Source organism: Maritalea mobilis (assembly GCF_019800885.1).
In the GTDB taxonomy this organism is placed as follows: Bacteria; Pseudomonadota; Alphaproteobacteria; order Rhodobacterales; family Rhodobacteraceae; genus Roseibacterium; species Roseibacterium beibuensis.
The window spans coordinates 68670-95171 of record NZ_JAHVKE010000001.1 but is presented as its reverse complement, the minus strand read 5'-3'; the positions used below and the strand labels follow the sequence as shown (position 1 = coordinate 95171).

Annotated in this window: 27 protein-coding genes and 1 tRNA gene; 7 read left to right on the top strand and 21 right to left on the bottom strand. The window is 67.1% G+C overall.

Annotation, left to right across the window (positions count from 1 at the left end; all coding sequences use genetic code 11):
• Positions 1–86 precede the first annotated feature (86 nt).
• The 6 genes from KUV65_RS00460 to KUV65_RS00440 all read right to left on the bottom strand — a co-directional run bounded on the left by KUV65_RS00460 (position 87) and on the right by KUV65_RS00440 (position 5875).
• Positions 87–2030, bottom strand: coding sequence for a hypothetical protein (locus KUV65_RS00460; RefSeq protein WP_222186891.1), 1944 nt, complete (start codon positions 2028–2030; stop codon positions 87–89).
• Between the two features lie 385 nt (positions 2031–2415).
• Positions 2416–2826, bottom strand: a complete 411-nt coding sequence (locus tag KUV65_RS00455; protein ID WP_222186890.1) for a hypothetical protein — start codon at positions 2824–2826, stop codon at positions 2416–2418.
• A gap of 42 nt (positions 2827–2868) precedes the next feature.
• Entirely contained in the window at positions 2869–3003 is a 135-nt protein-coding gene (locus tag KUV65_RS18020; RefSeq protein ID WP_261331554.1) for a hypothetical protein, read from the bottom strand.
• Between the two features lie 263 nt (positions 3004–3266).
• Positions 3267–4595: a trigger factor gene (gene tig / locus KUV65_RS00450; protein WP_222186888.1), complete on the bottom strand. Its 1329-nt coding sequence runs from the start codon at positions 4593–4595 to the stop codon at positions 3267–3269.
• Positions 4596–4732: 137 nt separating this feature from the next.
• Positions 4733–5668 carry a lysophospholipid acyltransferase family protein gene (locus tag KUV65_RS00445; RefSeq protein ID WP_222186887.1) on the bottom strand — a complete coding sequence of 312 codons (936 nt, stop codon included), beginning with the start codon at positions 5666–5668 and terminating at the stop codon, positions 4733–4735.
• Between the two features lie 122 nt (positions 5669–5790).
• A tRNA-Leu gene (locus KUV65_RS00440) sits at positions 5791–5875 on the bottom strand.
• A 286-nt stretch (positions 5876–6161) separates the two neighbouring features.
• Here KUV65_RS00440 and KUV65_RS00435 point away from each other — a divergent pair.
• Complete coding sequence (locus KUV65_RS00435) at positions 6162–6689, top strand: Hint domain-containing protein (protein ID WP_222186886.1); 528 nt, start codon at positions 6162–6164, stop codon at positions 6687–6689.
• A gap of 6 nt (positions 6690–6695) precedes the next feature.
• Here KUV65_RS00435 and KUV65_RS00430 read toward each other — a convergent pair whose 3' ends face one another.
• On the bottom strand, positions 6696–8213 hold the full coding sequence (locus tag KUV65_RS00430; protein ID WP_222189516.1) for an NAD(P)H-hydrate dehydratase: 1518 nt from the start codon (positions 8211–8213) through the stop codon (positions 6696–6698).
• Positions 8214–8431: 218 nt separating this feature from the next.
• Between KUV65_RS00430 and KUV65_RS00425 the strand changes: the two genes are divergently transcribed.
• Positions 8432–8770 (top strand): P-II family nitrogen regulator, encoded by a 339-nt coding sequence (locus KUV65_RS00425; RefSeq protein ID WP_222186883.1) that lies wholly within the window; start codon positions 8432–8434, stop codon positions 8768–8770.
• Positions 8771–8870: 100 nt separating this feature from the next.
• Entirely contained in the window at positions 8871–10277 is a 1407-nt protein-coding gene (gene glnA, locus KUV65_RS00420; protein ID WP_222186882.1) for a type I glutamate--ammonia ligase, read from the top strand.
• 70 nt (positions 10278–10347) lie between these two features.
• Here the strand turns inward: glnA and KUV65_RS00415 are convergent, their stop codons facing one another.
• The 12 genes from KUV65_RS00415 to KUV65_RS00360 form a co-directional block, all read right to left on the bottom strand.
• Positions 10348–10932 (bottom strand): MliC family protein, encoded by a 585-nt coding sequence (locus KUV65_RS00415; protein ID WP_222186881.1) that lies wholly within the window; start codon positions 10930–10932, stop codon positions 10348–10350.
• A gap of 86 nt (positions 10933–11018) precedes the next feature.
• The gene (locus KUV65_RS00410) at positions 11019–11228 is read right to left on the bottom strand and encodes a hypothetical protein (protein WP_222186880.1); all 210 of its coding nucleotides are present in this window, start codon (positions 11226–11228) and stop codon (positions 11019–11021) included.
• A 106-nt stretch (positions 11229–11334) separates the two neighbouring features.
• Positions 11335–12021 carry an SMC-Scp complex subunit ScpB gene (gene scpB, locus KUV65_RS00405; protein WP_222186879.1) on the bottom strand — a complete coding sequence of 229 codons (687 nt, stop codon included), beginning with the start codon at positions 12019–12021 and terminating at the stop codon, positions 11335–11337.
• The gene (locus tag KUV65_RS00400; RefSeq protein WP_222186878.1) at positions 12018–12815 is read right to left on the bottom strand and encodes a segregation and condensation protein A; all 798 of its coding nucleotides are present in this window, start codon (positions 12813–12815) and stop codon (positions 12018–12020) included. The genes scpB and KUV65_RS00400 overlap by 4 nt, the downstream gene beginning before the upstream one ends.
• On the bottom strand, positions 12808–13812 hold the full coding sequence (locus tag KUV65_RS00395; RefSeq protein WP_222189515.1) for a glycoside hydrolase family 3 N-terminal domain-containing protein: 1005 nt from the start codon (positions 13810–13812) through the stop codon (positions 12808–12810). The genes KUV65_RS00400 and KUV65_RS00395 overlap by 8 nt, the downstream gene beginning before the upstream one ends.
• A gap of 13 nt (positions 13813–13825) precedes the next feature.
• On the bottom strand, positions 13826–14908 hold the full coding sequence (locus KUV65_RS00390; RefSeq protein WP_222186877.1) for an SPOR domain-containing protein: 1083 nt from the start codon (positions 14906–14908) through the stop codon (positions 13826–13828).
• Between the two features lie 99 nt (positions 14909–15007).
• Positions 15008–16738, bottom strand: coding sequence for an arginine--tRNA ligase (gene argS, locus KUV65_RS00385; RefSeq protein ID WP_222186876.1), 1731 nt, complete (start codon positions 16736–16738; stop codon positions 15008–15010).
• Positions 16739–16827: 89 nt separating this feature from the next.
• Positions 16828–17175 (bottom strand): hypothetical protein, encoded by a 348-nt coding sequence (locus KUV65_RS00380; RefSeq protein WP_222186875.1) that lies wholly within the window; start codon positions 17173–17175, stop codon positions 16828–16830.
• Complete coding sequence (locus KUV65_RS00375) at positions 17172–17615, bottom strand: hypothetical protein (protein WP_222186874.1); 444 nt, start codon at positions 17613–17615, stop codon at positions 17172–17174. The genes KUV65_RS00380 and KUV65_RS00375 overlap by 4 nt, the downstream gene beginning before the upstream one ends.
• Positions 17616–17674: 59 nt before the next feature.
• Positions 17675–19531 carry a cation:proton antiporter gene (locus tag KUV65_RS00370; RefSeq protein ID WP_222186873.1) on the bottom strand — a complete coding sequence of 619 codons (1857 nt, stop codon included), beginning with the start codon at positions 19529–19531 and terminating at the stop codon, positions 17675–17677.
• A gap of 199 nt (positions 19532–19730) precedes the next feature.
• Positions 19731–20078: a hypothetical protein gene (locus KUV65_RS00365; protein ID WP_222186872.1), complete on the bottom strand. Its 348-nt coding sequence runs from the start codon at positions 20076–20078 to the stop codon at positions 19731–19733.
• A 59-nt stretch (positions 20079–20137) separates the two neighbouring features.
• The gene (locus tag KUV65_RS00360; RefSeq protein WP_222186871.1) at positions 20138–21316 is read right to left on the bottom strand and encodes a deoxyguanosinetriphosphate triphosphohydrolase; all 1179 of its coding nucleotides are present in this window, start codon (positions 21314–21316) and stop codon (positions 20138–20140) included.
• A 125-nt stretch (positions 21317–21441) separates the two neighbouring features.
• Between KUV65_RS00360 and KUV65_RS00355 the strand changes: the two genes are divergently transcribed.
• Both KUV65_RS00355 and KUV65_RS00350 read left to right on the top strand, forming a co-directional pair.
• Positions 21442–21780 carry a HesB/IscA family protein gene (locus KUV65_RS00355; RefSeq protein WP_222186870.1) on the top strand — a complete coding sequence of 113 codons (339 nt, stop codon included), beginning with the start codon at positions 21442–21444 and terminating at the stop codon, positions 21778–21780.
• Positions 21781–21857: 77 nt separating this feature from the next.
• On the top strand, positions 21858–22259 hold the full coding sequence (locus KUV65_RS00350; RefSeq protein ID WP_222186869.1) for a SpoIIAA family protein: 402 nt from the start codon (positions 21858–21860) through the stop codon (positions 22257–22259).
• A gap of 3 nt (positions 22260–22262) precedes the next feature.
• Here KUV65_RS00350 and KUV65_RS00345 read toward each other — a convergent pair whose 3' ends face one another.
• Complete coding sequence (locus KUV65_RS00345; protein ID WP_222186868.1) at positions 22263–22619, bottom strand: hypothetical protein; 357 nt, start codon at positions 22617–22619, stop codon at positions 22263–22265.
• A 167-nt stretch (positions 22620–22786) separates the two neighbouring features.
• On the opposite strand from KUV65_RS00345, the gene xth reads away from it, so the two are divergent.
• Entirely contained in the window at positions 22787–23569 is a 783-nt protein-coding gene (xth, locus tag KUV65_RS00340) for an exodeoxyribonuclease III (RefSeq protein ID WP_222186867.1), read from the top strand.
• Here xth and KUV65_RS00335 read toward each other — a convergent pair.
• Positions 23566–24576, bottom strand: coding sequence for an AbrB family transcriptional regulator (locus tag KUV65_RS00335; protein ID WP_222186866.1), 1011 nt, complete (start codon positions 24574–24576; stop codon positions 23566–23568). The genes xth and KUV65_RS00335 overlap by 4 nt on opposite strands.
• A 537-nt stretch (positions 24577–25113) precedes the next feature.
• Between KUV65_RS00335 and ugpB the strand changes: the two genes are divergently transcribed.
• On the top strand, positions 25114–26436 hold the full coding sequence (gene ugpB / locus KUV65_RS00330; protein WP_222186865.1) for a sn-glycerol-3-phosphate ABC transporter substrate-binding protein UgpB: 1323 nt from the start codon (positions 25114–25116) through the stop codon (positions 26434–26436).
• The last annotated feature ends 66 nt before the right edge of the window (positions 26437–26502 follow it).

Below are 26502 nucleotides of genomic sequence, written 5' to 3'. Positions count from 1 at the left end.
GTTGGTGGACCCAGGCTCAGGTCCGGTTCGGGGGTGGCCGGGGCCGCTGTTGCGGCGGCCCAGGCCGTTTTGTCGAGGAATCTTCCTTAGAAGTTCCAGGTTTCGAACTCGACACTGGCCGGGCAGCTGGTCCCGCCATAGGTGCCGACCCAGACATCCACCCGGCCGTTCAGGGCCTGCGTGTTGGTCAAGTTCAGCTCCGGGGTGAGGTTGCCGCCCGAGTCGTCGTCAAAATGCCACTGACCAAAGGCGTCACGGACCAGAAGGGTGGTGTCGCAGTCGGAATTCACCTCGATCTCGAGCCGCCCGTAAGAGGCCATATCGCTGAGATACATGGTGAAGTTCGGCGCTGCGTTGGCGTAGCCACGCCCCGGCAGACCGGCACAGTTGGAAAGCGGCGTGCTGCCTCCGGCCATGGTCTGGAACGTGTCGGGGCCATAGAGGTCCGACCCGGTCGACGAGATGACCATGCCCTGAAGCTGCGGGTTGGGGCATCCGCCGATGGGCTGCGGCATCGGCTGCGGGATCGGCTGCGGCTGCACGGTCGGCATGGCCTGCAGGGTGAAGGTCGCCGGGCAGCTTTGGCCGCCGAAGGTTCCGACCCAGACATCGACCCGTCCGTTCAGCGCCTGCTGGGGGACGTTGAGGCGGGGCTGAAGGCTGCCGGCACCGTCGTCGTTGTAATACCACTGGCCGTCGGCGCCATGCACCAGAAGCGTGGTATCGCAGGATCCGTTGGCTTCGAGTTGCAGGCTGTAGCCCTGCATGCCCGACAGGTAGAGGCTCGTCTGCGGGGCGATGGTGGCCGTGCCGCCCCCCTCGACGCCGGGGCAGTCATAGACGCGGGTTTCAGAGCCCATGGCCGTCAGCGTGTAGGCTTGCGGCTGGATCAGTTGGCCCGCGGTGAAGGTCAGCGCCGGGCCCGCGATCGTGGGGTTCGGGCAGCTTTGCGGCGCGGGCGGTGCCAGCGGGATGGCCTGCGCGGTGATCGTCGCCGGGCAGCTCTGTCCACCGCCGAAGGTGCCGACCCAGACATTGAGCTGGCCATTGGCGGCCGAGGCCGGAACGGTCAGGCGGGGCTGAAGGCTGCCTGCGCCATCATCGTTGTAATACCACTGGCCATCTGCGCCATAGGCCAGAAGCGTGGTGTCACAGGACCCGTTGGCTTCGAGTTGCAATTCGTAGCCCTGCATGCCGGACAGGTACATCGTGTATTGCGGCGCCATGGTGGCGGTGCCGCCGCCGGTCACGTTCGGGCAGCTGTTCACGCGGGTTTCCGAGCCCATCGCCATGCCCTGGAAGCTTTGCGGTTGCAGAAGCTGGGCGGCGGCGAAGCTGAGCGGCTGGCCGGTCATGGACGGGTTGGGGCAGACCGCCTGCTGCATCGGCGCGGGGGCCGGGGCGGGCATCGGGGCGGGTGCGGGAGCCGGGGCCGGAACTGGCGCGGGAGCGGGGGCCGGTGCGGGGGCCGGAGCAGGTGCCGGAGCGGGTGCTGGCGCAGGCGCGGGGGCCGGGGCCGGGGCCGGTGCGGGGGCCGGCATCGGAGCGGGCTCGCCGCCGCCTGCCATCTCGTTGGTCAGCGTCAGCGTCGCGTCACATCCGCCACCGAAAAAGGTGCCGACCCAGACATTCACCGTCCCGGTCATCTGGGCGGGGTCCTCGATGGTGATCGCGGGATTCAGGCCGTTGGTGTCATCGTTGAACAGCCACTGGCTGTCCGAGGTGTAGACCAGCATGGCCGGGTCGCAGTCGCTTTCGACCGCGAAGGTGACCGTGCGCCCCTCCATTCCGAAAATATCGAACGAATAATCCGGGGCCGAGCGGAACTGGCCCGTGCCCAGAACGCCAAGGCCGCAGGCATCGAGCGTCTGATCGCCCCCGGCGGTGACGGCAAAGCTCTGCACGCTGCCGGGGGCTGCGGCTTCGCCGGTATAGGGTTGCGCTCCGGTGGCCAGCAGGCCGCTGGGACAGGCCATGGCGGCCCCTCCCATCGCGGCAAAGCCGATCACGCTGAGGGTGAGAAGACGCATGGTTCGGTTCCTTCCTCGCTGCGCGAGAGCCTTCCGGCCAAAATCATGGGCGGCGGACTCACGTCTCTGTTGGATGCTTCAAGTCTATGTGTTCGCAGTTTCTGTCGTAATTGCGGAAACCCTGACCTTTTTGCATGCAACCGTGACGATACTGCGGGGTCCTGGTTTCTCATAGGAAAAACCTTGTCTCCTGATTGGCTTCAGTGGCGTGGCCACCTCAGGTGGGGGGCCGCGCCGAAGGGAACGGCCGAGCACTCCGCGCCGAGTGCGTCACACAGGGCCGACAAGTGCCCCAGCGACTTTAGACCGGGCGAGATCCAGGGCCAATCCGCGCGCGGGGCCGGCTCGAAATTGTAGTCGAAGCGATGCGCCATGCCGGGCGCGCTCAGCGCAGGCGGGCAAACACCTCCGACGGGAGGGGGATGGCGCGGATCATCGCGTCGCGGTCCCCCGAGGGGGCGACCAGCCCGCTGCCATGGCTAATCACCGTGTGGCGCTGTCCGTTCTGCACGATGGTCGCCACATTCGCGCCGAGGGGCGCGGTCTCTGGCAGGGCGGCGATCGCGGCGGGGCGCTCCACCGGGCGCAGCGAGGTCGCGGGCGCAAGGCCGATGGCGATCAGGAGACGCGTGAAGAAGCCGGGTTCTTCTACGGGCTCGACCGGGGCGGTCGCGGGGGCGGCGGCCATGGGCGCGGCCTCGTAGGTGACGATGGTGTCGGCGGCGACCGGCGCGGCCAGAAGGGCCATGGAAGTGGCGGCGGCAAGGACCGGGCGGAGGAGGATGGGGCGGGTCATGGGAGGGTCTTTCTGCTGCTCGATTTTTAGGGCTTGGAGGGCTCAGCGCAGGGGCGCGTGCGCCGGGATGACAGGGGCTTCGGGATGAAAAAGGGTATCGGCCTGGACCGCGGAGACGGACACGCCGAGGGACAGGCCCAGGCCGATACCGATGAAAAAGAGCTTGGTGAACGTCATTTCGCTGCCTCGTGTGTCAATCAGGTGATGAATGGATCGGGTCGAAAGGGTCTTGAGTTCTGAAAGGCACCGCCGGGGGTGGCGGCGATGGGGAAACCCTGCACCCAAGGCGCGCTGTTATCCAATATCGGGGCGGCGCTATCGCCTGACGCGGGGTCGGAACCGCCCTGCCCCGCACAGCGGAGACACCGCACAAGCCCAATGAAAAAAGGCGGCCCGCTGGGGGCCGCCTTTCGAAAAGCGATTGATGTGGCGCCTAGGGCTTACTCGTCTTCGAGCGCGTCCACGGCGGCCTTGAGATCGTCCTTCGAGACCTCTTTCTCGGAGACCTCGGCCAGTTCGAAGACGTAGTCGACGACCTTGTCCTCGAAGAGCGGCGCGCGAAGCTGCTGCTGGGCGGCCTGATTCTGCTGGATGAACTCGAAGAAGGCGCGTTCCTGGCCCGGGTACTGGCGGGCCTGGTTCATGATCGCCTGGGTCATTTCGGCGTCGGTGACCTGCACCTCGTTCTTCTGGCCAAGCTCGGCCAGCAGAAGGCCCAGCTTCACGCGGCGCTCGGCCAGTTTCTTGTGCTCGTCGGTCGGCTCGATCTCGGGGTGATCGTGGCCCTGCACATCGGGGTTTTCCTCGTGCCACAGCTGGTGGGCGATCTGGCCTGCCTCGGCCTCGACGAGGCTGGGGGGCAGCTCGAAGCTCACCTGCTCGTCCAGTTGGTCGAGCAGCTTGCGCTTCATCACCGCACGGGCGGCGCCCGCATATTCCGCCTTCAGGCGCTCGGTGATCTGGCCCTTCAGCGCGTCGAGATCCTCGGCGCCATATTTCTTGGCCAGCTCGTCATCGACCTCGGCCGGGACGGGCTTTTTCACTTCCTTGACGGTCACGTCGAAGACCGCGGCCTTCCCGGCCAGGTGCTCGGCGCCGTATTCCTCGGGGAAGGTGACCTCGACGGCCTTTTCCTCGCCCTTCTTCACGCCGATCAGCTGATCTTCGAAGCCGGGGATGAAGGAGTTGGAGCCCAGCACCAGCGGGTAATCCTCGGCTGCGCCGCCTTCGAAGGCCTCGCCATCGACCTTGCCGACGAAATCGATCACGACCTGGTCGCCATCGGCGGCCTTGCCACCCTTCTTGGTGGCGAAGTTCTGCGCGCTTTCGGCAAGGTTCTTGAGCGCGTCGTCCACATCCTCATCGGCGGGGGCGACGGTCATCCGCTCCAGCTTGAGGGCCTTGTAATCCACCTCGGGGATCTCGGGCAGCTTCTCGTAGGCCATGGACACGACGACATCGTCGCCTTCTTTCCAGTCCTCGTTGACCATCTTGATCTCGGGCTGGGCCGCGGGGCGGTCGCCGGTTTCATCGAGATGGCCCTGCATCGCGCCATCGACGGCTTCCTGCATGGCCTCGCCCATCACGCGGGGACCGAACTGCTTGCGCAGGAGCGCCATGGGCACCTTGCCCTTGCGAAAGCCCTTCATCTGCACCTCGGGCTGCGCCTCGGCCAGTTTCTCGGTCACGCGCGCCTCCAGATCGGAACCGGTGATGGTGATCTGGTATTCGCGCTTGAGGCCTTCGTTCAGGGTCTCGGTGATCTGCATAGGGGTCCTCACGGGATCGGGGCCGCAACCGGGCTTTCCGGCGCGGCACGCGTTGGGTCTTTAAAATCAGGGGCCCTTCTAGGTGCCGTGTGGAAGGTGTGCAAGGGGGAATGGGCACGACGCGCGCGGCTCGGCGGTCAGTAGACGGGCGGTGCGCCCTCGGGCCGGTGCAGGAAGCGTTCGAGGCACCACCAATAGGGGGCGGGATCGTCGCGGATCAGGTCCTCGATGGCGGCATTCACGCGGCGGGTGTCGGCCTCGATATCGTCCGAGGGGAAATCCGCCAGCGGCGGGCGGATGTCATAGACCAGCGCGCCGTCGGGGTCTTCGCGGTAGCGGACGGGCAGAACGATGGCCCGCCCCATGCCGGCCAGGCGCGCGGTGGCCGTGGTGGTCCCCGCCGGAACGCCGAAGAAATCCACGTAGACCGCGCCCTTCCTGGCCTTTTCGAGATCGGGCGCGAACCACGCGACGCTGCCCGAGCGCAATTCGCGCACGATGCTGCGGATGTCCTTGCCGGGGATGATCCCGTCGCAATAACCCGAGCGCGCCCAACGCAGCACCGCGTCGGCGGCGTCCTGCCCTGGCTGACGGTAGACGCCGACAAGGCGACGCCCGCCAAGGGGAAGCTGCCCGGTCAGGCTGCCATGCACCTCGGGCGCGCCGTAATGCCCGGTGAGCAGCAACACCCCCTGCCCCGTCGCCAGCGCGGCGTCGAGATGCTCCCGCCCGTCGATCCGGGCCAACGGGTAGGCCGGGCGCCTGCGATGCTGGCGGATCCAGACCTTGAGGCTTTGCAGAAGCGACAGGGCGAAGCGGCGCGTTGTATCCCGCGCCAGTCGCGCACGGGCCGCGCCGTCTAACTCGGGCAGGCAGACCTCGAGGTTGCGGGTCGTGACATGGCGGAACCGCTTGATGCGCCACAGGCCCCATCCAAACGGACGCGCCAGCGCCCGCCGCGCGCCCTCGGGGAGCCATGCCACAACGAAAGCGCCGCCAAGCAGCAGCAGGATCGGCCAGTTGCGGGGCCGGATCAGCAGGTGCAGGGGAAATCGGGGGGGCGCGACGTTCATGCCGGGTTGCATAGCGGCCCGCGCCGGATGCGTCCATCGCAAGCGCATGGATTGCTGGGGACAGCCGTGTCGCGCGGGTGCTGATAGGACGGCGTCCTGCCCTTATCTGCAACACGGCAGGTTGGTGCGGGTGAAGGGACTCGAACCCCCACGCCTCGCGGCGCCAGAACCTAAATCTGGTGCGTCTACCAGTTCCGCCACACCCGCATCGCGGGCGTCTTTAGCAGAGCCTTCGGGCGGTGGCGAGGCCCATTTCAGCCCCGCCCCTGCCGCGAATTCGGCGCAATTGGCCTGTTCGGTGAATGGACAGGCTTCGCCCCCAATGGTCGAACCGCTGCCCGGAGACGATGTCGCCATGTCGATCCAGTTCCGCCGCTCCTTTCCTGTTTTGCGCCCGGCGCCACAAAACACTGTGCCGAACGGTCCCGATGCCCTATGCTCGCCCCATAAAGAACGAGGCACGGAGTGCCCGCAAAATCGAGCAGGTGGTTCCATGAACCCATCACAGACCGGCGCGGCCTCGGGGTCGCGCGCCGTGTCGGCGTTGCGGATCGGCCAGGGGGCCGGTGGCGTTGCGCCTGACGCGCAGATCATGACGGCGGACGGGATCATCCCCGCCGCCTATCTTTCCGCTGGCGACAGGATCATCACGCGGCGCGGGATACGCCCGCTGCGCGCCATCCTGCGCCGCAGCCTTCGGCCCGGCGCGCCCTGTGTGCTTGTCAGCAAGGACGCGCTTGGCGGCAAGCCCGAGCGCGACGTGGTTCTGCTGCCCGGCCAGCGGGTGCTGATCCGCGACTGGCGGGCCAAGGCGATGTGGGGCCGCGAGGCCGCCGCGCCAGAGTTGCGACAGCTGGTCGACGGCCAGTATATCCGCTGGGTCGAGGATGGGCCGGAGGCGGTTCTGCAGCTCTATTTCGGCCAGCCCGAGATCCTCTATGCCGATGGGCTGGAACTGGCCTCGGCCGATCCGCTGCCGAAGGGCGCACGGCCGACCGGACCGGTCAACGCCAAGGCCTGATCGGGGTCAGAGCGTCGCCAGAACGGACGGCAGTGCCTCGGGCAAATCCTCGGCGATCAGGCCAGGACCGACGGCGCGCGCAGCCTCGACATGCAGCCATGCGGCGGATGCCGCGGCCTCGACGGGCGCGAGACCGCGCGCCAGCAACCCCGTGATCAACCCCGCCAGAACATCGCCGGCCCCTGCCGTCGCCAACCAAGGCGCGGCGCGGTCATAAGCGGCGGCATGGATGGCGGCCCATCCATCGGGTGCGGCGATCACCGTATCCGGCCCCTTGAGCAGAACCACAGCGCCCGCCCGCGCCGCCGCGTCGCGGGCGGCATCCACGCGGGAATAGGCCGGCCCGGTGTCCGGCTCGCCGCGCAATCGCTCGGACAGATCGGGGAACAGCCGTGCGAATTCCCCGTCGTGGGGCGTGAGGACTGCCCGGTCGTGCAGCTGCGTGAAAAGCGCCGACGGGTCCTCGGCGAAGGAGGTCAGCGCATCGGCATCCAGCACGACCGCGCGCCCCGGGTCCTGCAACGCCGCGCCGACCAGCGCGCACGTCCCCTGCCCCACGCCAAGGCCCGGCCCGAGGCAGAGCGCGTTCAGCCGTCCATCCTCCAACAGCGCGGCCAGATCCTCGGCCCCGTCGCAGCGGCGCAGCATGATCGCGGTCAGTTGCGCCGCACATTCCATCATCGCCGATCCGGGCGCGGCCACGGTGACCAGGCCCGCCCCCACCCTCAGCGCCGCGCGCGCCGCCATCCGTGCCGCACCGGTGCGCCCCATCGGACCGGCCAGGACCAGCGCGTGCCCGTGGTCGTATTTGTGACCGGCGCGTTTTTGGACCGGACCGGGGCGTGTCACCAGCCGGATCGCATCGCTCGGCGGTGCAGGCTGGTGCAGGCCGATATCCACGATCTCGACCGCGCCGCACGCCTCGGGGCCATCGGCAAGGTAGTGCCCCGGCTTGGCCGTGTGGAAGGTCACGGTCAGATCGAACGCGTGCGAAAGGCCCATGCGCCGCCCGCTGTCGGAACAGAGGCCCGACGGGATGTCCACCGCGACGGCTGCAAAGCCCGGCTCGTTGTCGCGCAGCCCCAGCATCTGGGCGAAAGCGTGGCTCAACGCGTCGCTCAGCGGGCGTGCGAGGCCGGTTCCGAACACGGCGTCGACAAACAGATCGGGGGGGGCCGCCCGGACCGCGGCGAACTCTGCCTCGGACAGGTCCGCAAGGGACAGGACGCCCCCGCGTTCGATCCATCGGCGGTGGTTTTCGGCGGCATCGGGCGGCAGGTTGGCCGGGTCCCCCAAGGCCCAGACCGACACCTGCCAACCCCAATCGTGCAGCAGGCGGGCGATGACATAGCCATCGCCACCATTGTTACCCGGGCCGCACCAGATCACGGCGCGGCGCGGGGCGGCGGCCAGGTCGGGCCAGCGCGCGAAGATCGCGTCCACCACCCCGCGCCCGGCGCGCTCCATCAAGGCGAGTCCCTCTGCGCGCCCGGCGGCCATCTCGGCGCGCTCGAAATCCCGCATCTGTGCGGCGGTCAGAAGCCCCGTCACAGGACTCGCCCGGGCCTGAGATTCAAAACTGCTGTATTTTTGTGCGCCATGCTCAATCCTTGATCGCCATTCGCGGAATCCCGCGTCGGTTTGCCCAACGAACAGGCTAGCCGATGGACGCCCCGGTCACAAAGTGGTGTCACGGGTCCGCGCGGCCCACGCTGCGGTCAAAGGCGAGGAGACACCCAAAGATGAAAAAGATCGAGGCGATCATCAAACCCTTCAAGCTCGACGAGGTGAAGGAAGCTCTGCAGGAGATCGGCATCCAGGGCCTGTCTGTGACCGAGGTAAAGGGCTTTGGCCGCCAGAAGGGCCACACGGAGCTGTATCGCGGCGCGGAATACGTGGTGGATTTCCTGCCTAAGGTGAAGATCGAGGTCGTTCTGGCCGACGATCAGGCCGATGCCGCGATCGAGGCGATCATCGCGGCAGCCAAGACCGACAAGATCGGCGACGGCAAGATCTTCGTCTCCGACATCAGCCGCGCCATCCGCATCCGCACGGGCGAAACCGACGAGGACGCCCTGTAAGCGATTTTCGCGGTCGGCCCGCGCCAGGGCTGGCCACATGCTGCAACCTGTTCGGGCCCTGCGCCCGGCGATCCGACCAAAACGTCAAGGGAAGGTCACGATGAGCAAAGAAAACGTATTGAAGATGATCAAGGATGAGGATGCGGCCTATGTCGACATCCGCTTCACCGATCCGCGCGGCAAGCTGCAGCACGTCACGGTGATGTCCGATCAGGTCGACGAAGACTTCCTCGAGGAAGGCTTCATGTTCGACGGCTCGTCGATCGCGGGCTGGAAAGGCATCGAGGCATCGGACATGAAACTGATGCCCGACACCGAAAGCGCCTATGTCGATCCCTTCTACGCGGAAAAGACCATCTGCCTGCACTGCTCGGTCGTCGAGCCCGACACGGGCGAACCCTACAACCGCGACCCGCGCGGCACGGCCCAGCTGGCCGAAGCCTACCTGAAGTCCTCGGGCATTGGTGACGCGGCCTATTTCGGCCCCGAAGCCGAGTTCTTCCTGTTCGATGACGTCCGCGTCTCGGTCGAGATGAACAAGGTGTCATACGAGGTCGACGCCCAGGATGCCGCCTGGAACGGCGACACCGAGTACGAGATGGGCAACATGGGCCATCGTCCGGGCATCAAGGGCGGCTACTTCCCGGTCAACCCGACCGACGCGGCGCAGGACCTGCGCTCGGAAATGCTGTCGACAATGAAGCAGATCGGCATGAAGGTCGACAAGCACCACCACGAGGTGGCCTCGTGCCAGCACGAGCTTGGCCTGATCTTCGACAGCCTCACCAAGCAGGCCGACGAGCTGCAGAAGTACAAGTACGTCATCCACAACGTGGCGCATGCCTACGGCAAGTCGGCCACCTTCATGCCCAAGCCCATCTCGGGCGACAACGGCACCGGCATGCACGTCAACATGTCGATCTGGAAGGACGGCAAGCCGCTCTTTGCCGGCGACAAGTATGCCGACCTGTCGGATGAGGCGCTGTACTTCATCGGCGGCATCCTGAAGCACGCCAAGACGCTGAACGCCTTCACCAACCCCTCCACCAACAGCTACAAGCGCCTGATCCCCGGCTTCGAAGCCCCGGTTCTGCGCGCCTACTCGGCCCGCAACCGGTCGGGTTGTGTCCGTATCCCGTGGACGGAATCGCCGAAAGCCAAGCGCGTCGAGGCCCGCTTCCCCGACCCGTCGGCAAACCCCTACCTGTGCTTCGCGGCCCTGCTGATGGCTGGCCTCGACGGCATCCAGAACAAGATCCACCCCGGCGAGCCGTCGGACAAGGACCTGTACGACCTGCCGCCCGAGGAACTGGCCGGCATCCCGACCGTCTGCGCGTCGTTGCGCGAAGCCCTGGAGGCGCTGGAAGCCGATCACGACTTCCTGCTCAAGGGCGACGTGTTCACGAAGGACCAGATCGAGGGCTACATGGAGCTCAAGTGGGAAGAGGTCTACGCCTTCGAACACTGCCCGCACCCGGTCGAGTACAAGATGTACTACTCCTGCTGATCGCGGGTCACGAAACAGGGAAAGGGGCGCCGGTTTGGCGCCCCTTTTCGTTTGTGCGGTTAGGTCGCGATCAGCAACCGTCGTTGAAAACACCCGGCAGATCGAAGCCCGGCGCACACAGGATGCCGCCCCAGTGATAGGCCTGTTGGCCATTGGGCATCTGGATCAGCCAGAAGCTGAAGCCGTTGAAGAACTGGCCCGAATCCTCGATCAGCGTCACCGGCGTGCCTTCGGGCAGGCTGCCCACGTCCTGGAACTGGACGCCCGGCCCCGCCCGCAGGTTGCCGCCGAAGGAGAAGCCCGCGAAGGTCTGAACCGGTACCCCGATCGTGCCGCCGCCGGGGGTGGAGGTCGCCACCACGCGGCAGGACAACTGCACGCCCTCGGCAATGAAGAATGCCTGTCCCTGGTGCTCGATGAATTCGACCCCGGAGCCCGGATCGGCATAGCGGATACCGCTGCCGGACACGGCGGGTTGCAGGATCAGGCGCCGCTGCTGCCCGGTCGCAAGTTGGGTGACGTCGGCGCCGACGACATCCTCTTCCTCGAAATAGGTGGCGCGGATGCCAATGCCGTCATGGCTGCCGCAATCGTATTCCGTGTTCGCCTGCGCCGAAGCCGCAAAGATGAGGCTCCCGAAGGCGGCAAGTATCATGTGTTTCAACAAATCAATTCCCCTGTTCACGCGTAAAACAGGGAAAGCCTACACCGATCCGAGCAGCTTGCGCGCGGAATCTGTCTTCAGAAGCGCGTAAACCGGCGTGCGGTGCGCATCATCTGCCGCGCGTTGCGCTGCGTGTTGCGCAGGCTGGCGCGTTGCTCGGGCGATGGTTCTTCGCCGGGCTGCCCGCCATTGCGGCGGCGGGCGATCTGTTCGACCCCGGCATCGACGCCCTTGTGCACCAGCTTGTTGATCAGCGGGCGCAGGATCATGTGAAGAATGCGGTCCATGGGCGGTGCCCCTTCTGCTCTGGTTGTCGGGGTCTCCCCGGTTCTTGCGAGGCGATATAACACCAATCTGGCGAAATTCAGGCCCCCGCCCCGATACGTTGCGCGGTCAGAGGTCGTCGTCATCCTCGGCCTCGGGGCCGTCTTCGCCGAACATGTCGCCGGTCTGATCCCGCGGCAATTCCGGGCCTTCTGCATCGGGCGGGCGGCTTTCCAGAAGCCCGGCCTCGCGCAGTTCCTTCAGCCCCGGCAGGTCGCGGGCGTTTTCCAGCCCGAAATGGTCGAGGAACCCCTCGGTCACGACATAGGTGACGGGCCGGCCCGGCGTCATGCGGCGGCGGCCGAACCGCACCCAGCCCAGATCGATCAACTGGTCCACCGTGCCGCGGCTGACCGAGACGCCGCGGATCTCTTCGATCTCGGCGCGGGTGACGGGCTGGTGATAGGCGACGATGGCCAAGGTCTCGATCGCGGCGCGCGACAGTTTCCGCGTCTCGACGGTTTCACGCGCCATCAAAAAACCGAGGTCCGGCGCGGTGCGGATCGCCCAGGCATCGCCCACGCGCACCACGCCCACACCCCGCCCCTCGTAGCGGCGGCGCAGCAGTTGCACCGCCTCGGCCGGGTCGCAGCCATGGGGCATGCGCGCGGCCATCTCGGACACAGACAGCGGCTCGGCGGTGGCAAACAGCATCGCCTCGACCATGCGCTCCTGCTCGCCCAGGGGCGGGGCGCGGAACAGGCTTTCCTCGGTCGGCGCGCGGCTGTCCTCGGGCGTTTGCGGTGTTTCGGTCATTCCTCTCTCCGACGGAGGTGAATGGGCGCGAAGGTCTCGGATTGGCGGATCTCGACGCGGCCGGCCTTCACCAGTTCCAGCGACGCGGCGAAATGGGCGGCGGTGGCGGCGCGGCGGCGTTTCGGGTCCATCTGCCAGCCCTCGGGAAGGTAGCTCATCAGGTCGGTCCATTCACCGGCGAAGCCGACCAGCGGGCGCAGGCGGTCCAGCGCCTCCTCCATGGTGAAGACGTCTTCGCGGTCCATCACGTAGGGGCGGAAATCGTCGCGGGTGCGGATACGGGCATAGGCCTGCAACAGGTCGATCAGCCCGGCGGTATAGGTCACGGATTTGGCCGTGGTCATCACCTCGGGCGCACCGCGGGGAAAGCGGTCGCGGCCAAGGCGGTCCCGGGCCATCAGCTTGGCCGCGCAATCGCGCATGGCCGACAGGCGTTCCAGCTGGAAGGCGAGATGGGCCGCCATATCCTCGGCCGAAGGCCCCTCCTCGGTCGGGTCGGGCGGAAGCAGGAGGCGCGATTTCAGGAACGCCAGCCAGGCCGCCATGACCAGGTAATCGGCGGCCAGTTCGATGCGCAGCTTGCGCGCCTTCTCGATGAAGACGAGGTATTGCTCGGTCAACGCGAGGATCGAGATCTTGCGCAGGTCCACCTTCTGCGTGCGCGCCAGCGACAGGAGCAGGTCGAGCGGCCCCTCGAACCCGTCCACGTCGACGATCAGCGCCTCGGCCGCGCGGCGCGAGGCGACGGCATCCCAGTCGGGCGCGTCGTTTGCCGGGGTCGGCGTGTCAGCCATAGACCTCTCCGTCCAGAAGGTCGGCAAGGTCGGCCTCGGCGGCCTCGATGTCAAGCGGCTGGCGGCGGTTGCGCAGCGCCAGCGCGGCCTCGCCCATGGCGATCTCGGCGCTGTCGAGGTCGCCCGCGCCGACCACGACCTGCTCCATCTCGGGCCGGTCGCCATTGCAATGCAGGATCAGGTTGCACCCGGCGGCCCGCGCCCGCGTGGCGCGCTCGCCGATGGGGCCGGGCAAGGCGCCCATGGACAGGTCGTCGGTCATCAGAAGGCCGGTGAAGCCGATCTCGGAGCGGATCAGCTCGATCATGGCGGGCGAGAGGGTGGCGGGCACCTCTTCGTCGAGCGCCTCGTAGACGATATGGGCCGTCATGCCCAAGGGCAGGTCTACCAGCGGTTTGAAGGCCGCGAAATCGGTGCTGCGCAACTCGTCCGCCGAGGCGGTGACGCGCGGCAGGTCGAGATGGCTGTCGACCTCGCCCAAGCCATAGCCCGGCAGGTGTTTGAGCACCGGCAGCACGCCACCGTCGAACAGCCCCTCCGCCACGGCGCGGGCGGCGCCGATCACCGCGTCGGGCGTTGTGCCATAAAGACGGTTCAGCAGGATCGGATGCGTCGTGTCACGCGCCACGTCGGCCAGCGGCATGCAGTTCACGTCGATGCCCACCTCGCGCAGTTCATGCGCGATGAGGCGCGCGCGCAGATACATCGTGCGGGCGGCCTTGCCCGGCCCGGCCTGCGCCATCTGGTCGAGCGCGGGGCGCCATTGCCGCCAATATGGCGGGCGCATGCGCTGCACACGGCCCCCTTCCTGATCGATCAGAACGGGGGCGTCGCGGCCCACGGCCTCTCGCAGATCCTCGGTCAGGGCGCGCAGTTGCGCGGGATCCTCGATGTTGCGGGCGAAAAGGATGAAACCCCAGGGCTGCACCTCGGCGAAAAAGTCGCGTTCACTCGGCCCGAGGGTCGGCCCGGACGGCCCGAGGATCGTGGCCGACATCGCCGTGGTCACGTCAGCGAACCGTCACGGGGATGCAGGCGGCCCCTTGCGCCACAAGCGCGGCGCAGAACCGGCGCGAGGCGGCCAGATCGTCGAACCCAGCCGCGCGCAGGCGGTAGAAGCGCTGCCCGCCGGAGGAGGCCTCCTCGATCACGCGCGGGCGGCCCGCCATGAAATCGGGGAAGCGACTTGAAAGGCGCTCCCATTCCGAGCGCGCGATCTCGGCGGTGTCGAAGGCGCCCAATTGCACCAGCCGCGTGCCTTCGGGCAGGTCGGCGGGGGCGATCTCTCGCACGCCGGTGCCGCCGGGGGTGCTGACCTCCAGCGCCACGTCTGCGCTGGTTCCCTCCAGAACGGCGGGCGCATCGGGGTTCACGGCGCGGGCGAAGCCGGCGGGGCGGATCATCGGGCGCAGCGAGGTGCGCACGCCCGGAACGGAGGCGGGGATGACGGCGAATTGCGGCTCGGCGGGCGTGACAGCCGGGGTTGCGACAGGCTCGGGCGCAGGATCGGCCTGCGGCGCGGCGGCTGCGATCTCGGCTTCGACGCCCTCTTCCGGGGTGACGGCGGCTGCCGGGGGCGTCTCGTCCAGGGGGACGCTCGAGGCCAACAGGCGTTCGATCAGGGCCTGCGTCGCGTCCGGCACGGACGGGTCCGCGGGCTCAGGGGCCGCGGCGGGTTCAGACGCGGGTGCCGCGACGGCCGCGGCGGAGGCATTGTCGAAATCAAGCTCCTGCAACTGGACCGGCGGGGGCGCGAGGACAAGCTGGTCGGGCACCGGCGCGGCCTCCTCCCCTTCGGCAAGGCGATTGACGGCAAGGCCCTGGTGCGGGGCCTGCGTGCCGCCGGGATCCTCGGGGGCGACGCGCATCGGGCCTTGCAGCGCCCGCACGACCGGCACGCCGGACACGTCGCGCATGGTCAACTGCCAGCCCCAGACGCCCAGGCCGACCACGAGGCCGATCGACACAAGCGCCCCGGCCCAGTTGACCAGGGTCCCGATCGTGGACGCGCCACGCTGGGGGTGGTGTTCCCCATAGGCGTCGTAGTCGCGATAAGACTCCGCGTCGTCTTCGAAATAATCGATATCCGCCATGCCTGCCCTCAACTTCGCGCCCCATGCCTCGGGTGTGCAAAGCACGGACCCGGCCGGGGTGACTTGACTGCTCGTCCCGGCCGTCGTGGCGTTTTCGCCTTACATCTTCTCGACCGGAGTTACGCCCAAGATACCAAGACCGTTGGAAATGACAATCGCCACGGCCCGGATAAGGGCCAGTTTCGCGGCGGTTGTTGCCGGATCGTCCTCCTGCATGAAGCGCAGGGCGGGATTGGCGTTGCCCTTGTTCCACAGCGCGTGGAATTCCGACGCGAGGTCATAGAGGTAGAAGGCGATGCGATGGGGTTCATGCGCCTCGGCCGCGATCTCGACCAGGCGGGGCCATTCGGCGAGCTTGGCGACCAGCGCGAACTCGGCCGGATCGGCGATGGCGGACAGGTCGGCGGGCGTGTCGGTGGGCAGCCCCGCCTCCTCGGCCTTGCGCAGGACCGAGTGGATGCGGGCATGGGCGTATTGCACGTACCAGACCGGGTTGTCCTTGGACTGCTCCAGCACCTTGTCCACGTCGAAATCGAGCGGCGCGTCGTTCTTGCGCGTCAGCATGACGAAGCGGGTCACGTCCGCGCCGACCATCTCGACCACGTCGCGCAGGGTGACGAAGGTGCCCGCGCGCTTGGACATTTTCAATTCCTGGTCGCCGCGCTTGAGCTTGACCAGCTGCATCAGCTTGATGTCGAGCGGCACGCGTTCGGCGCTGAGCGCGGCGACGGCGGCCTTCATCCGCTTGACGTAGCCGCCGTGGTCGGCCCCGAAGATGTCGATCAATTCGTCGAAGCCACGGCTGACCTTGTCGTAGTGATAGGCGATGTCGGGGGCGAAATAGGTCCAGCCGCCATCGGATTTCATGATCGGGCGATCCACGTCATCGCCGTACTCGGTGGATTTGAACAGCGTCTGTTCGCGCGGCTCCCAATCCTCGGGGGTCTTGCCCTTGGGCGGCTCCAGCGTGCCGCGATAGATCAGGCCCTTGGCGTCGAGGTCCTTGATCGCGGCCTCGATCTGCCCCGTGCCGTAAAGCGATTTTTCCGAGAAGAACACGTCCATCTCGACGCCGAGCGCCTTCAGGTCGGCGCGGATCAGGTCCATCATCGCGTCGGTGGCGTAGTCGCGGATCTCTTCCAGCCAGACGGCCTCGGGCTGGTCGACCCATTGTTCGCCCACTTCCTTGGCCAGCGCCTCGCCGACGGCGATCAGGTAGTCGCCGGGATAGGTGCCTTCCTCGAAAGCGACGGTCTGGCCCAGCGCTTCGAGATAGCGCAGGTAGACCGACCGCGCGAGGACATCGACCTGCGCGCCGCCATCGTTGATGTAATATTCGCGGGTGACGTCATGGCCCGTGTAGTCCAGCAGGCTGGCCAGCGCGTCGCCGAACACCGCGCCGCGCGTGTGGCCCACATGCATGGGGCCGGTGGGGTTGGCGCTGACGAACTCGACATTGACCTTGCGCCCCTGCCCCAGATCGGACCGGCCATAGCCCGCGCCGGCCTCGAGCGCGGCGCGCACCTGCGCGCGCCAGCTGTCGCCCGACAGGCGCAGGTTCAAAAACCCCGGCCCCGCCACTTCGGCGCTGGCGATGCGGGCGTCGCCGCGCAGCTTCTCGGCCAGCGCCTCGGCGATGTCGCGGGGCTTTTTCTGGGCGGGCTTGGCCAGCACCATCGCGGCGTTCGTGGCCATGTCGCCATGCGCCGCGTCACGGGGCGGTTCGACTGCCACGTTGCGCGTATCCAGCCCCTCGGGCAGCGCGCCCTCGGCGGTCATGGCGTCAAGGCTCTCGATCACGAGCGCACGGATATCGGCGAAGATGTTCATGGCGGAAGATCCCTTGGAGTTGTGCGGGGTTTATCACGCCGCACGGCGGGTTCAACAGGATCGCACGCTCAGGTCGCCCCGCCGCGTCGTTACGGCCCGCACCAGACATAGGTGCGCGACCATTGCTCCCCGACGAGGACCATGCCGCCCTCGAACGAGGGCATGATCATGTAGCGCCGGGTCCAGGTTTGACCTTCGCCGCCGCACTGACCGTCGAACAGGATCGCCCCTGCCATCCCCCGCACCGGGACGGGGTTGGTCAGCTGGCAGGTGGATTCCCAGAACTCAAGCCGACCGGGGCTGACGGTGACCATGCCGTCGCTGATCCCCGCCGGGCAACTGTCGGGATGATACCGCCCCGGGGCCACCTGCTGTGCGCTGGCCATCAGGGTCGAGGACAGGATGGTCGCCATGGCGGCAACGGTCGTCAGTTTCATTGGTCGGTGACCTCCTCTTCAAGCTCTTCGGCGGCATCGTCCGCCCCGTCTTCGGCGGCATCATTCACAGGGACCGGGTCGGCGGCCCCGCCCCCTTCGCAGGAATAGAGCGTCTCGCCCAGGCCGCGCAGGACGACGACCATCGAGTCCGGCTCCGGCCCCTCGCCGAAATAGATGCGCGCCTCGAACGTGCCATCCGCGTCCTCGCAATTGCCGTCATAGAGGAATTCCTCGTCCAGCAGGCGCAGGCGCGTGGGGTTGTAAAGCTCGCAGCAGGCGCCGTCGAAGCACAGTTCGGGAAAGGTGAGCGTGGCCTCGACCGCGCCCTCGGCCGGCCCGCCGCCCTCGGCGCAGACGGAATAATAGGTGCCGTTCGCGGGAAAGGCGGCAGCCGAAAAAGGCATGACGGCAAAGGCGATAGCGGGGATCAGGCGGCGCATGGCGGCACTCCGGCGGCAACAGGGGTGTGGGTCCATGGTGCCGCGCGGGCGGGTTTCGATCAACTGTCGGCTGCAGCCTTTTTGCCATTCACGTCCGGCGGCGGCTGCTCGCCTGCATCCTCGGGTCGCAGCGTCAGCAGGCGCGCGCCCGCCCCGGCCTCGACCTTGTCCTCGGGGCCGACGAGGCGCAGGGCGCCACCCGCCCCGATCACGCCGATCAGCATGGCGTCGGGCCGCTTGGCGCGCCAATCCTCAAGCGTGAATTCCTCGGTCAGGCCGGTCAGGCGGAACTGCCAGCCCTGCCAGACGCGCAACTCCATCTCGCGATAGGTCGCCCCATCCCCCAGGGGCCGCCCGCCCAACGTGGCCGGCAAGGCATGGCGCACCTGTTCGCTTTTCTCGCGCGTGACCTGGAACACCTTTTCGCGCCCCATCTCGGGCGCAAGGTCGGTGGCCACCAGCGTGTTGTAGGCATCGTTGTCGGTGGCCGCGATCAGGGTGGAGTAGCCGACGAAATCGATGCGATGCTCGGCCGCCTCGGACAGGACATCGCCGAAGAAGGTGGGAATGCCCGCCTCGCGCGCGCGGCGCAGGTGGCCGCGGTTCGCGTCGGCGATCAACACGGGCACCTCGGCCTTTTTCAACGCCTCGGCCAGAAGGGTCGTCCAGCGCGAGCCGCCGACGATCAGCACACCGGGTGTGCCCGCAGCGGTCAGGCCCAGCGCCTTGGCGAAGGGGCCGAGCGTGAAGCCGTGCAGCACCACCGTCGCGGCCACCAGCACGAAGGCCAGCGGGCCGATCAGCGCGCCATCCTCGACGCCAAGCTGGACCAGCCGCTCGCCGAACAGGCCCGCGACAGCGACCAGAACCACCCCGCGTGGACCGGTCAGGGCCACCAGCAATTGCTCGCGGTATGGAATGCCAGACCCGATGAGCGAGGCCATCACGGTCAGGGGCCGCGCGACCAAGACCACGGCGGCGACGAATAGCGCCGCGCGCCAGTCCAAGCGTCCAAGGGCCGAGAAATCGAGCGAGGCCGCCAGCAGGATGAACACGCCCGAGACCAGCAGGATCGTCGCGTGTTCCTTGAAGCGGCGCAGTTCCTCGTAGCTGGGCAGGTCGGCATTGGCGATGACAAGGCCCATGATGGTAACGGCGAGAAGGCCACTTTCATGCAAAACCGAGTCCGAGAGCGCGAAGATGGCGATCAACAACACGAACAGGACCGGCACTTTCATATGCTCGGGCACCTGCCCATGGCGGAAGGCGCGGGCAAGGCCATAGCCCGCCGCAACGCCCGTGATGGTGGCCACGGCCACGCCCATCACCAACTCGCCCGCGGCACTGCCGACGGAGGTGGCGCTGTTGAGGACCAGCACGACCTCGAAGGCCAGAACGGCGGCAAGCGCGCCGAGCGGGTCGTTGACGATCGCCTCCCATTGCAGAAGCGCCGCCGGACGGCGCGACAGCCGCGCCTGCCTGAGCAGCGGCGCGATCACGGTCGGGCCGGTGACGATCATGATGCCGCCGAAAACGGCCGAACTTTCCCAACTGAGCCCCGCGCCGTAGCGCAACGCCAGCGTCGACAGGAGCCATCCCAGCGGCGCGCCCACGAAGACGAGGCGCTTGACCCCCACCGCCGCGTCCGACAGCGACCTAAAATTTAGCGTAAGCCCGCCCTCGAACAGGATCACGGCGACCGCGATGGCGATCAGCGGCTGGGTCAGCGGCCCGATATCGCGCGCCGGGTCGAGCACTCCGAAAGCCGGGCCGATCAGAACGCCCGCGACCAGCATCAGCACGATACCGGGCAGGCGCAGTTTCCACGCGATCCATTGCGCACCAACGCCCACGACACCGACAAGGGCCAGCGCCGTGACGGGGGACAAGGCGCCATCCGCCGGGGTGACCGCCATCAGACAGCCCCCTTCGGCATCACGTGAACCACTCGATCAACCATACCCGTTACCCCTTGCCCTACACCGAACGGGCCGAACCTATCGCCCGCCCCGATGCAACCCAACCCCGTGAGAGCGTTGCGGTTCCATGATCTCAAAAAGGTGGCGCTCGCCGCAGGTTGGGCAACTGCGTGGACGCAATGCCGGTTAGACCGGCCTAGTCGCAAGAGACGAAGGTATCTTCCAGATCGCCCGTGCGCATCACGAGGTTTCCGTCAGCGTCGAAGGACAAGACCACCGTCTCGGGGCTGGGGCCGGACCCGTAATCGCAGGTCAAGGTGTATTGCACCGCGCCTTCGGGGGCGTCCTGTGCGACCGGGTCGGTCAGGGTACAGGGCGTCTCGTAATAGGCGACGGTCTCGCCCTCGATCCGCAGCGCCACGGCATCGGCCTCGCCCGAGCAGTAGCCGTATTCATAGCTGCCGTCGAACCCCTCGGCGGCCAAAGCCGTGGGCACCAGAAGGGCCGCCCCGGCCAGGCGCAAAAGAAAAGATCTCGTCATCATGCGAACGCTCCCTGATCTCGTTGGATGCTCAACGATTGCAGATGGGCGCGCGCCTGTAACTAGAGGTTTTCCAGCGGTCGGATGATCTCCACGCCCTTGTCGCCGAAGATCCGCTGATGCGTCTGGAGGGCGAAGCGGTCGGTCATGCCGGCGATGTAATCCGACACGATCCGCGCAAGTTGGGTTTCATCGCCCGCGACGTCTTCGACATCCTTGCGCCATTGCTTGGGCAGTTCCTCGGGATGGGCCATGAAGAACGGAAAAAGCTCCATGACCACGCGCGTGACCTCGACGCGCATCTCGACCACGGCGGGGGCGCGATACATGCGGTGGAACAGGAAGTCCCGGATCACTTTCAGATCGGTGAAGAGCGCGTCGGAGAATTGCACGATGGGGCGGCCCGCCTCGCGGACATCGCGCACCGTCTCGGGGGCCAGATCGGCAAGGGTCGCCTGCGCCTGACCGATCACGTCCTCCACCAGAACGCCGAAGAAGCGCCGGAGCGCCTCGTGCCGTCGGCGATAGTAGTTGAGGCCGGGATAGCGCGCATCGACCTCGGCGAAACAGGCGCCCAGGATCGGCAATTCGGCCAGTTCGTCGGTCGAGAACAGCTCGGCCCGCAGCCCGTCATGCAGGTCGTGGTGGTTGTAGGCCACGTCATCAGCGATCGCGGCAACCTGCGCCTCGGCGCTGGCATGGGTGTCCAGCTCCAGATCATGGCGCGCGGTGTAATGGGCAAGCGCCCATGGCACGGGCGCGGGCACGGGGCCATTGTGTTTGGCGATCCCTTCCAGCGTTTCCCAGGTCAGGTTCAACCCGTCGAATTCGGCATAATGGCGTTCGAGATGGGTGACGATGCGAATGGCCTGCGCGTTGTGATCGAACCCGCCATAGGGGTCCATCACGGCCTGAAGCGCGTCTTCGCCGGTATGGCCGAAGGGCGGATGGCCGAGGTCATGGGCCAGCGCCACGGCTTCGGTCAGTTCCTCGTCGAGGTTGAGGGCGCGGGCCATGGTGCGCGCCACCTGCGCCACCTCGATGGAATGGGTCAGGCGGGTGCGGAAATAATCGCCCTCGTGTTCGACGAAGACCTGCGTCTTGTGCTTGAGCCGCCGAAACGCCGAGGAATGGATGATCCTGTCGCGGTCCCGCTGGAACGGTGTGCGAAACGTGCTCAGATCCTCGGGCATCAGACGCCCGCGGCTTTGAGCCGGATCGCTGGCATAGGGTGCACGCATCCCCTTTGGTCCCCTTGTTCCTGTCGCATCCCCTGCCCGGGCTGCGCCGCCTTGTTTGCGCTTGGGCGTCCTCATATATTCGATTGCAGAGAAATGCGACAGCCGAACGCCCGAGGAGAACGCGCATGACGCTGACCCTGACAGTGCCCCCGAAAGTGACCGACCGCGCCTTTGCCCGGCTGGCCGAGATCAACGATGCCTCGGGCGAGGCGAAGGCCCTACGCGTGGCGGTCGAGGGCGGCGGCTGTTCCGGTTTTCAATACGACATCAAGCTGGACGATCCGGCCGAGGATGATTTGGTGCTGGAACACAATGGGCAGAAGGTCGTGGTCGACAGCGTCTCCCTGCCCTTCCTGGCCGATGCTGTGATCGACTTCACAGAGGAATTGATCGGCGCGCGGTTCACCATCGACAACCCGAACGCGACCTCGTCCTGCGGCTGCGGCACGTCTTTCTCGATGTAAGCGATCTTGACCCCGGTCAAGGCGCCAGCCGCTTGGCCGCGCGACGCTGATCCGTGTCGGACCCAAGGAGAGCGCCCATGACCACGCCGCTGTTTCATTCCACCCGCGAAAGCGACACCCTTCTGGTGATCGAGGCCCATGGCGCGTTGGATGCCCGCGCGATGGAAGTCGCGCTGACCATGCTGGTCGACGAGATGGAGGGGATGCATCACGGCGCCTGCCTTGTGCGGGCGGAAGGCGTCGAATGGCCGAGCCTTGGCGCGATCGGTGTCGAGATCCGGCACTGGGTCCAGATGATGGCGATGGTCGAGAAACTCGACAAGGTCGCGGTACTGACCGACGAGGGCTGGGTGCGCACCATCGCCTCGATCGAGTCGGCGTTGATCCCCAACCTCGTGATCCGGGCCTTTGCCCCGGACCAGGAAGACGCCGCGCGCGCCTGGCTGGCCGAACCGCTCAGCCAGGACGCGACGGCGTAACGCTCAGGCCTCTTCGTTTTCCTTGGCGGCCCCGACGCGGGGCTGGCCCACGCGCGGCTCCGGCACGCGGGCCGCGGGCACGCGCGGCTGCGGCACGTTCGGCTTCAACTCGGTCTTGGCGTCGGGCTTGGCCTCGGGCGCGGTCGCCGCATCGGGCTTGGGCAGGGCCAGCGCCTCGTCCTGGAACTGGTCCGGCACCTCGGGCACGATCCGCCCGGTTTCGAGGTCGATCATCACGCGCGGCTTGGTCGGCATGGCGTCGATCATCTCGTTCAGCTCGCGCACCAGCCGCTTGAACCTGTCGCGCTGGCTTTCGGATTTCGGGGCGGACTTGGCGCCGCCACGGAAGAAGTTGAACATCGGGATTCCCAGTTTTTTGACAAGACGAGAGTTATTCTAGCTTATGCTGCAGCGCGGAAAACCGTTCGCATCGTCTCACGGGGGCAGATCGGCCAAGCCTTGCCGATGACGGGCTTGGCAAGGGCGCGCCGGGCGGGCAGAAAGGGCCAAACGACCGGGGGGCCTCCATGCGCATCGCGACATTCAACATCAACGGCATCAAGGCGCGGGCCGAGGCGCTGTGCGCCTGGCTGGACGAGGCCGCGCCCGACGTCGCGCTGCTGCAGGAGATCAAGTCGGTCGACGAGAATTTCCCGCGCGAGCTGTTCGAGGATCGCGGCTACAACGTCGAAACGCATGGCCAGAAGAGTTTCAACGGCGTCGCGATCCTGTCGAAACTGCCGCTTGAGGATGTGTCGCGCGGCCTGCCCGGCGATGACGAGGACGAACAGGCCCGCTGGATCGAGGCGACGGTGACCGGTGACACCACATCGGTGCGGATCTGCGGCCTTTACCTGCCCAACGGCAACCCGGTGCCGGGGCCGAAATACGACTACAAGCTGGCCTGGATGGAGCGGATGCGCCGCCACGCCGCCGGATTGCTGGAAACCGAGATGCCGATCGTGATGGCGGGCGATTACAACATCATCCCGCAGGACGAGGATGCCGCCAAGCCCGAAGCCTGGACCGAGGATGCGCTGGCCCTGCCGCAAAGCCGCGACGCGTTCCGCCGGATCCTGAACCTCGGCTTCACCGAGGCGATCCGCGCGCGCACCGGCGCGCCGGGGCTCTATTCCTTCTGGGATTACCAGGCAGGCGCGTGGCAGCGGAACAATGGCATCCGCATCGACCACCTGCTTCTCAGCCCGCAGGCGGCGGACCTGATGACGGAGGCCGGCATCGACAAGGATGTGCGCGGGCGGGACAAACCCTCGGATCACGTGCCGGTCTGGATCGACCTCGCCGCCTAGTCCAGCTTGCTGATCTTCGCGATGGCGAGGGGGGCCAGCACCGACAGGAACAACAGCCGGTAGATATGGTGCGCGGCGGTAAAGGCCGGGTCTGCGCCCAGCATGATGCTGAGGGCGGCCATCGTCTCCAAGCCGCCGGGGGCGAAGGCGATCAGCAGGTCGGTCAACGGCAGATCCGTGACCGCCCGCACGAACAGCGCCGCGCCCAGGGTCACGGCAACGGCCAGGCCCGTCAGCACGCCCGAGGCCGCCGCCGCGCGGGCGATCAGGGCGAAGGTCACGCCGTTGAACCGCGTGCCGATCAGGCTGCCCATGATGGTGAAGGTCGGGATTGCGACCCAGGCGGGCGGCGCGCCCGTGACCCAGCCCGCCCCGTGGGCGAGGCCCGAGACCGCCATGCCCGCCATCACCAGCGCGGCGGGCACCTTCAGCCGGAGGAAGACAAGCCCCAGCGCAACGCCCAACACGGTCAGCAGCAGCATGGTGGCGAGCTCCAGCGTCTCGACAATCGGGGCGGTCATGGACAGGTCCGCATCGCTGGCCAGCGCCACCACGACCGGCACGACCAGCGTCAGCAGCAGCACCCGCAGCGACTGGATCACCGTCACCACCCGCACGTCCGAGCGGATCGAGGCCGAGAGCGCGATCACGAAACTCAGGTGCCCGGGCATCGCGGTCAGCCGCGCCGTGGCCGCGTCGAAGCCGAACATCCGCTGCACCAGCGTGCCGCCGCCGAAGACGATCAGCACAAGGCCAAGGGTCAAGGCGGCCAGCGGCACCGGCCATTGCGGGAGGGAGGCGACCACTTCGGGCGTGATCCCCGCACCGAGGCCCAGGCCGATCATCACGAAACAGGTATTGCGCAGCCAGTCAGGGATATGCGTCTCGACGCCCCAGAGGGACACCGCCGTCACCACGGCGGCCGGCCCCGTCAGGAAGGGCGCGGGCACGCCCGAGGCCCACCCCAGTACCGCGCCCACCGCCCCGGCAAAAAGCGCGGCGGCCACGGGCCTGACCTGTGACAAGAGTTTTCGCGGGTGCATGGCGCCGGTTTATCCCCTCTGCCCCCCGCCTTACAGGGGCATCCCCTGTCCCGGTATCTCTGGTTTCGCGACGCCATCGTCGCGTGCGGGCACGGCTGGAGCGCGGCAGACGGGGTCGCCCGGGACCGTGGGCGCACCGCACCGCAAAGCGAACCGGACGCGGCGATCGCGGGTCGCAGCGTGGGAGGCGATGTTGACCGGGCAGACCATGGGCTGCCGCAGCGCTCACACGCCCGGCTCCCCCTATCGGTAATGCTCTGATTTCACGCATGGAAACGGTTACTCAACCCAAGGGCGTGCGCCCCGCCCGGTGCCAGCCCCAAGGTGGAAATCGACCTGACGTAAGGCAAACTCTTGCCAGATCGGGGCGGCTTCGTAACATTACCGTCACATAACAACGATAACCGCCACGTCGGGTGGCCTTCGCGCCGCCCGTCCACCTGATTGAACCCAACAGGAGGGCCGTGTGCCTCTGACGCGCACGGTCTTTAGGAGAGACATATGACCTTCCGTATCCTTGCCGCGGCGTCCGCGGCCAGCGCCGTCGCCCTTTCGGCCGCCCTGCCCGCTTTCGCCCAAGACCGTGCCGAAGTCGACTTCTGGCACGCAATGGGCGGCCAGCTGGGCGAGCGCGTCGACCAGTTCGCGTCGGACTTCAACGCCACGCAGGACAGCTGCACCGTCACCGCCGTCTACCAGGGCAACTATACCGAGACGATGACCTCGGCCATCGCGGCGTTCCGCGCAGGTGAACAGCCCCATATCGTGCAGGTCTTCGAGGTGGGCACCGCCACCATGATGTCGGCGGCCGACAACGGCGCCATCTACCCCGTCCACCAGCTGATGGAAGACGCGGGCATCGAGTTCGACGAAGCCGCCTACCTGCCCGGCGTGATCTCCTACTACTCGGACACCGATGGCAACCTGCTGTCGCTGCCCTTCAACTCGTCCACGCCGGTGATGTGGTACAATGCCACCCTGCTGGAAGAGAACGGCCTCGACGTTCCGACCACCTGGGACGAGGTCTGGGCTGCGGCCCGCGTCCTGCGCGACGCCGGTGTGCCCTCGCCCGTCGGCTTCGGCTGGCAATCCTGGACGCAGATCGAGAACTACTCGGCCTGGCACGACCTGCCCATGGGCACGCAGGAAAACGGCTTTGCCGGCACGGATACCGAGTTCACCTTCAACAACGAAGCGGTCGTGAACCACATCCAGGCCATCGCGGATGCCGGTGAGGAAGGCCTCTTCACCTATGGCGGCCGTCGCGGCGATTCGCGCGGGATGTTCGTGAACGGCGAAACCGCGATGTGGATCAACTCCTCGGCCTATTATGGTGGCTTCGTGAACGACATCACCGAGTTCGAGTTCAGCCAGGCGATGATGCCGCTCGACACCGCGGTTGCCGACGCGCCGCAGAACTCGATCATCGGCGGTGCAACCCTGTGGGTTCTGCGAGGCGGTGAAGAGGCCGAGTACGCCTGCACCGCGCAGTTCCTGTCGTTCCTTTCGACGGCCGAGCAGCAGGCCGACTGGGCAGGGTCGACCGGCTACGTGCCGATCACCACGGCCGCCTATGAACTGATGGGCGAGCAGGGCTTCTTCGAAGAGAACCCGGGCACCGACGTCGCCATCCAGCAGCTGACGCTGAACCAGCCCACGCCGAACAGCCGTGGCGTGCGTTTCGGCAACTTCGTGCAGATCCGCGACGTGATCAACGAAGAGCTCGAAGCCGTCTGGTCCGGTGACAAGACCGCACAGGAAGCCCTCGATGCCGCCGTCGAGCGTGGCAACGAGCTTCTGCGCCGCTTCGAAGCCGCGAACTGATCGCATCACATGAGCGGGCCGGGCGAGAAATGTCGCCCGGCCCTTTTCCAATCCGACGAACCCGGG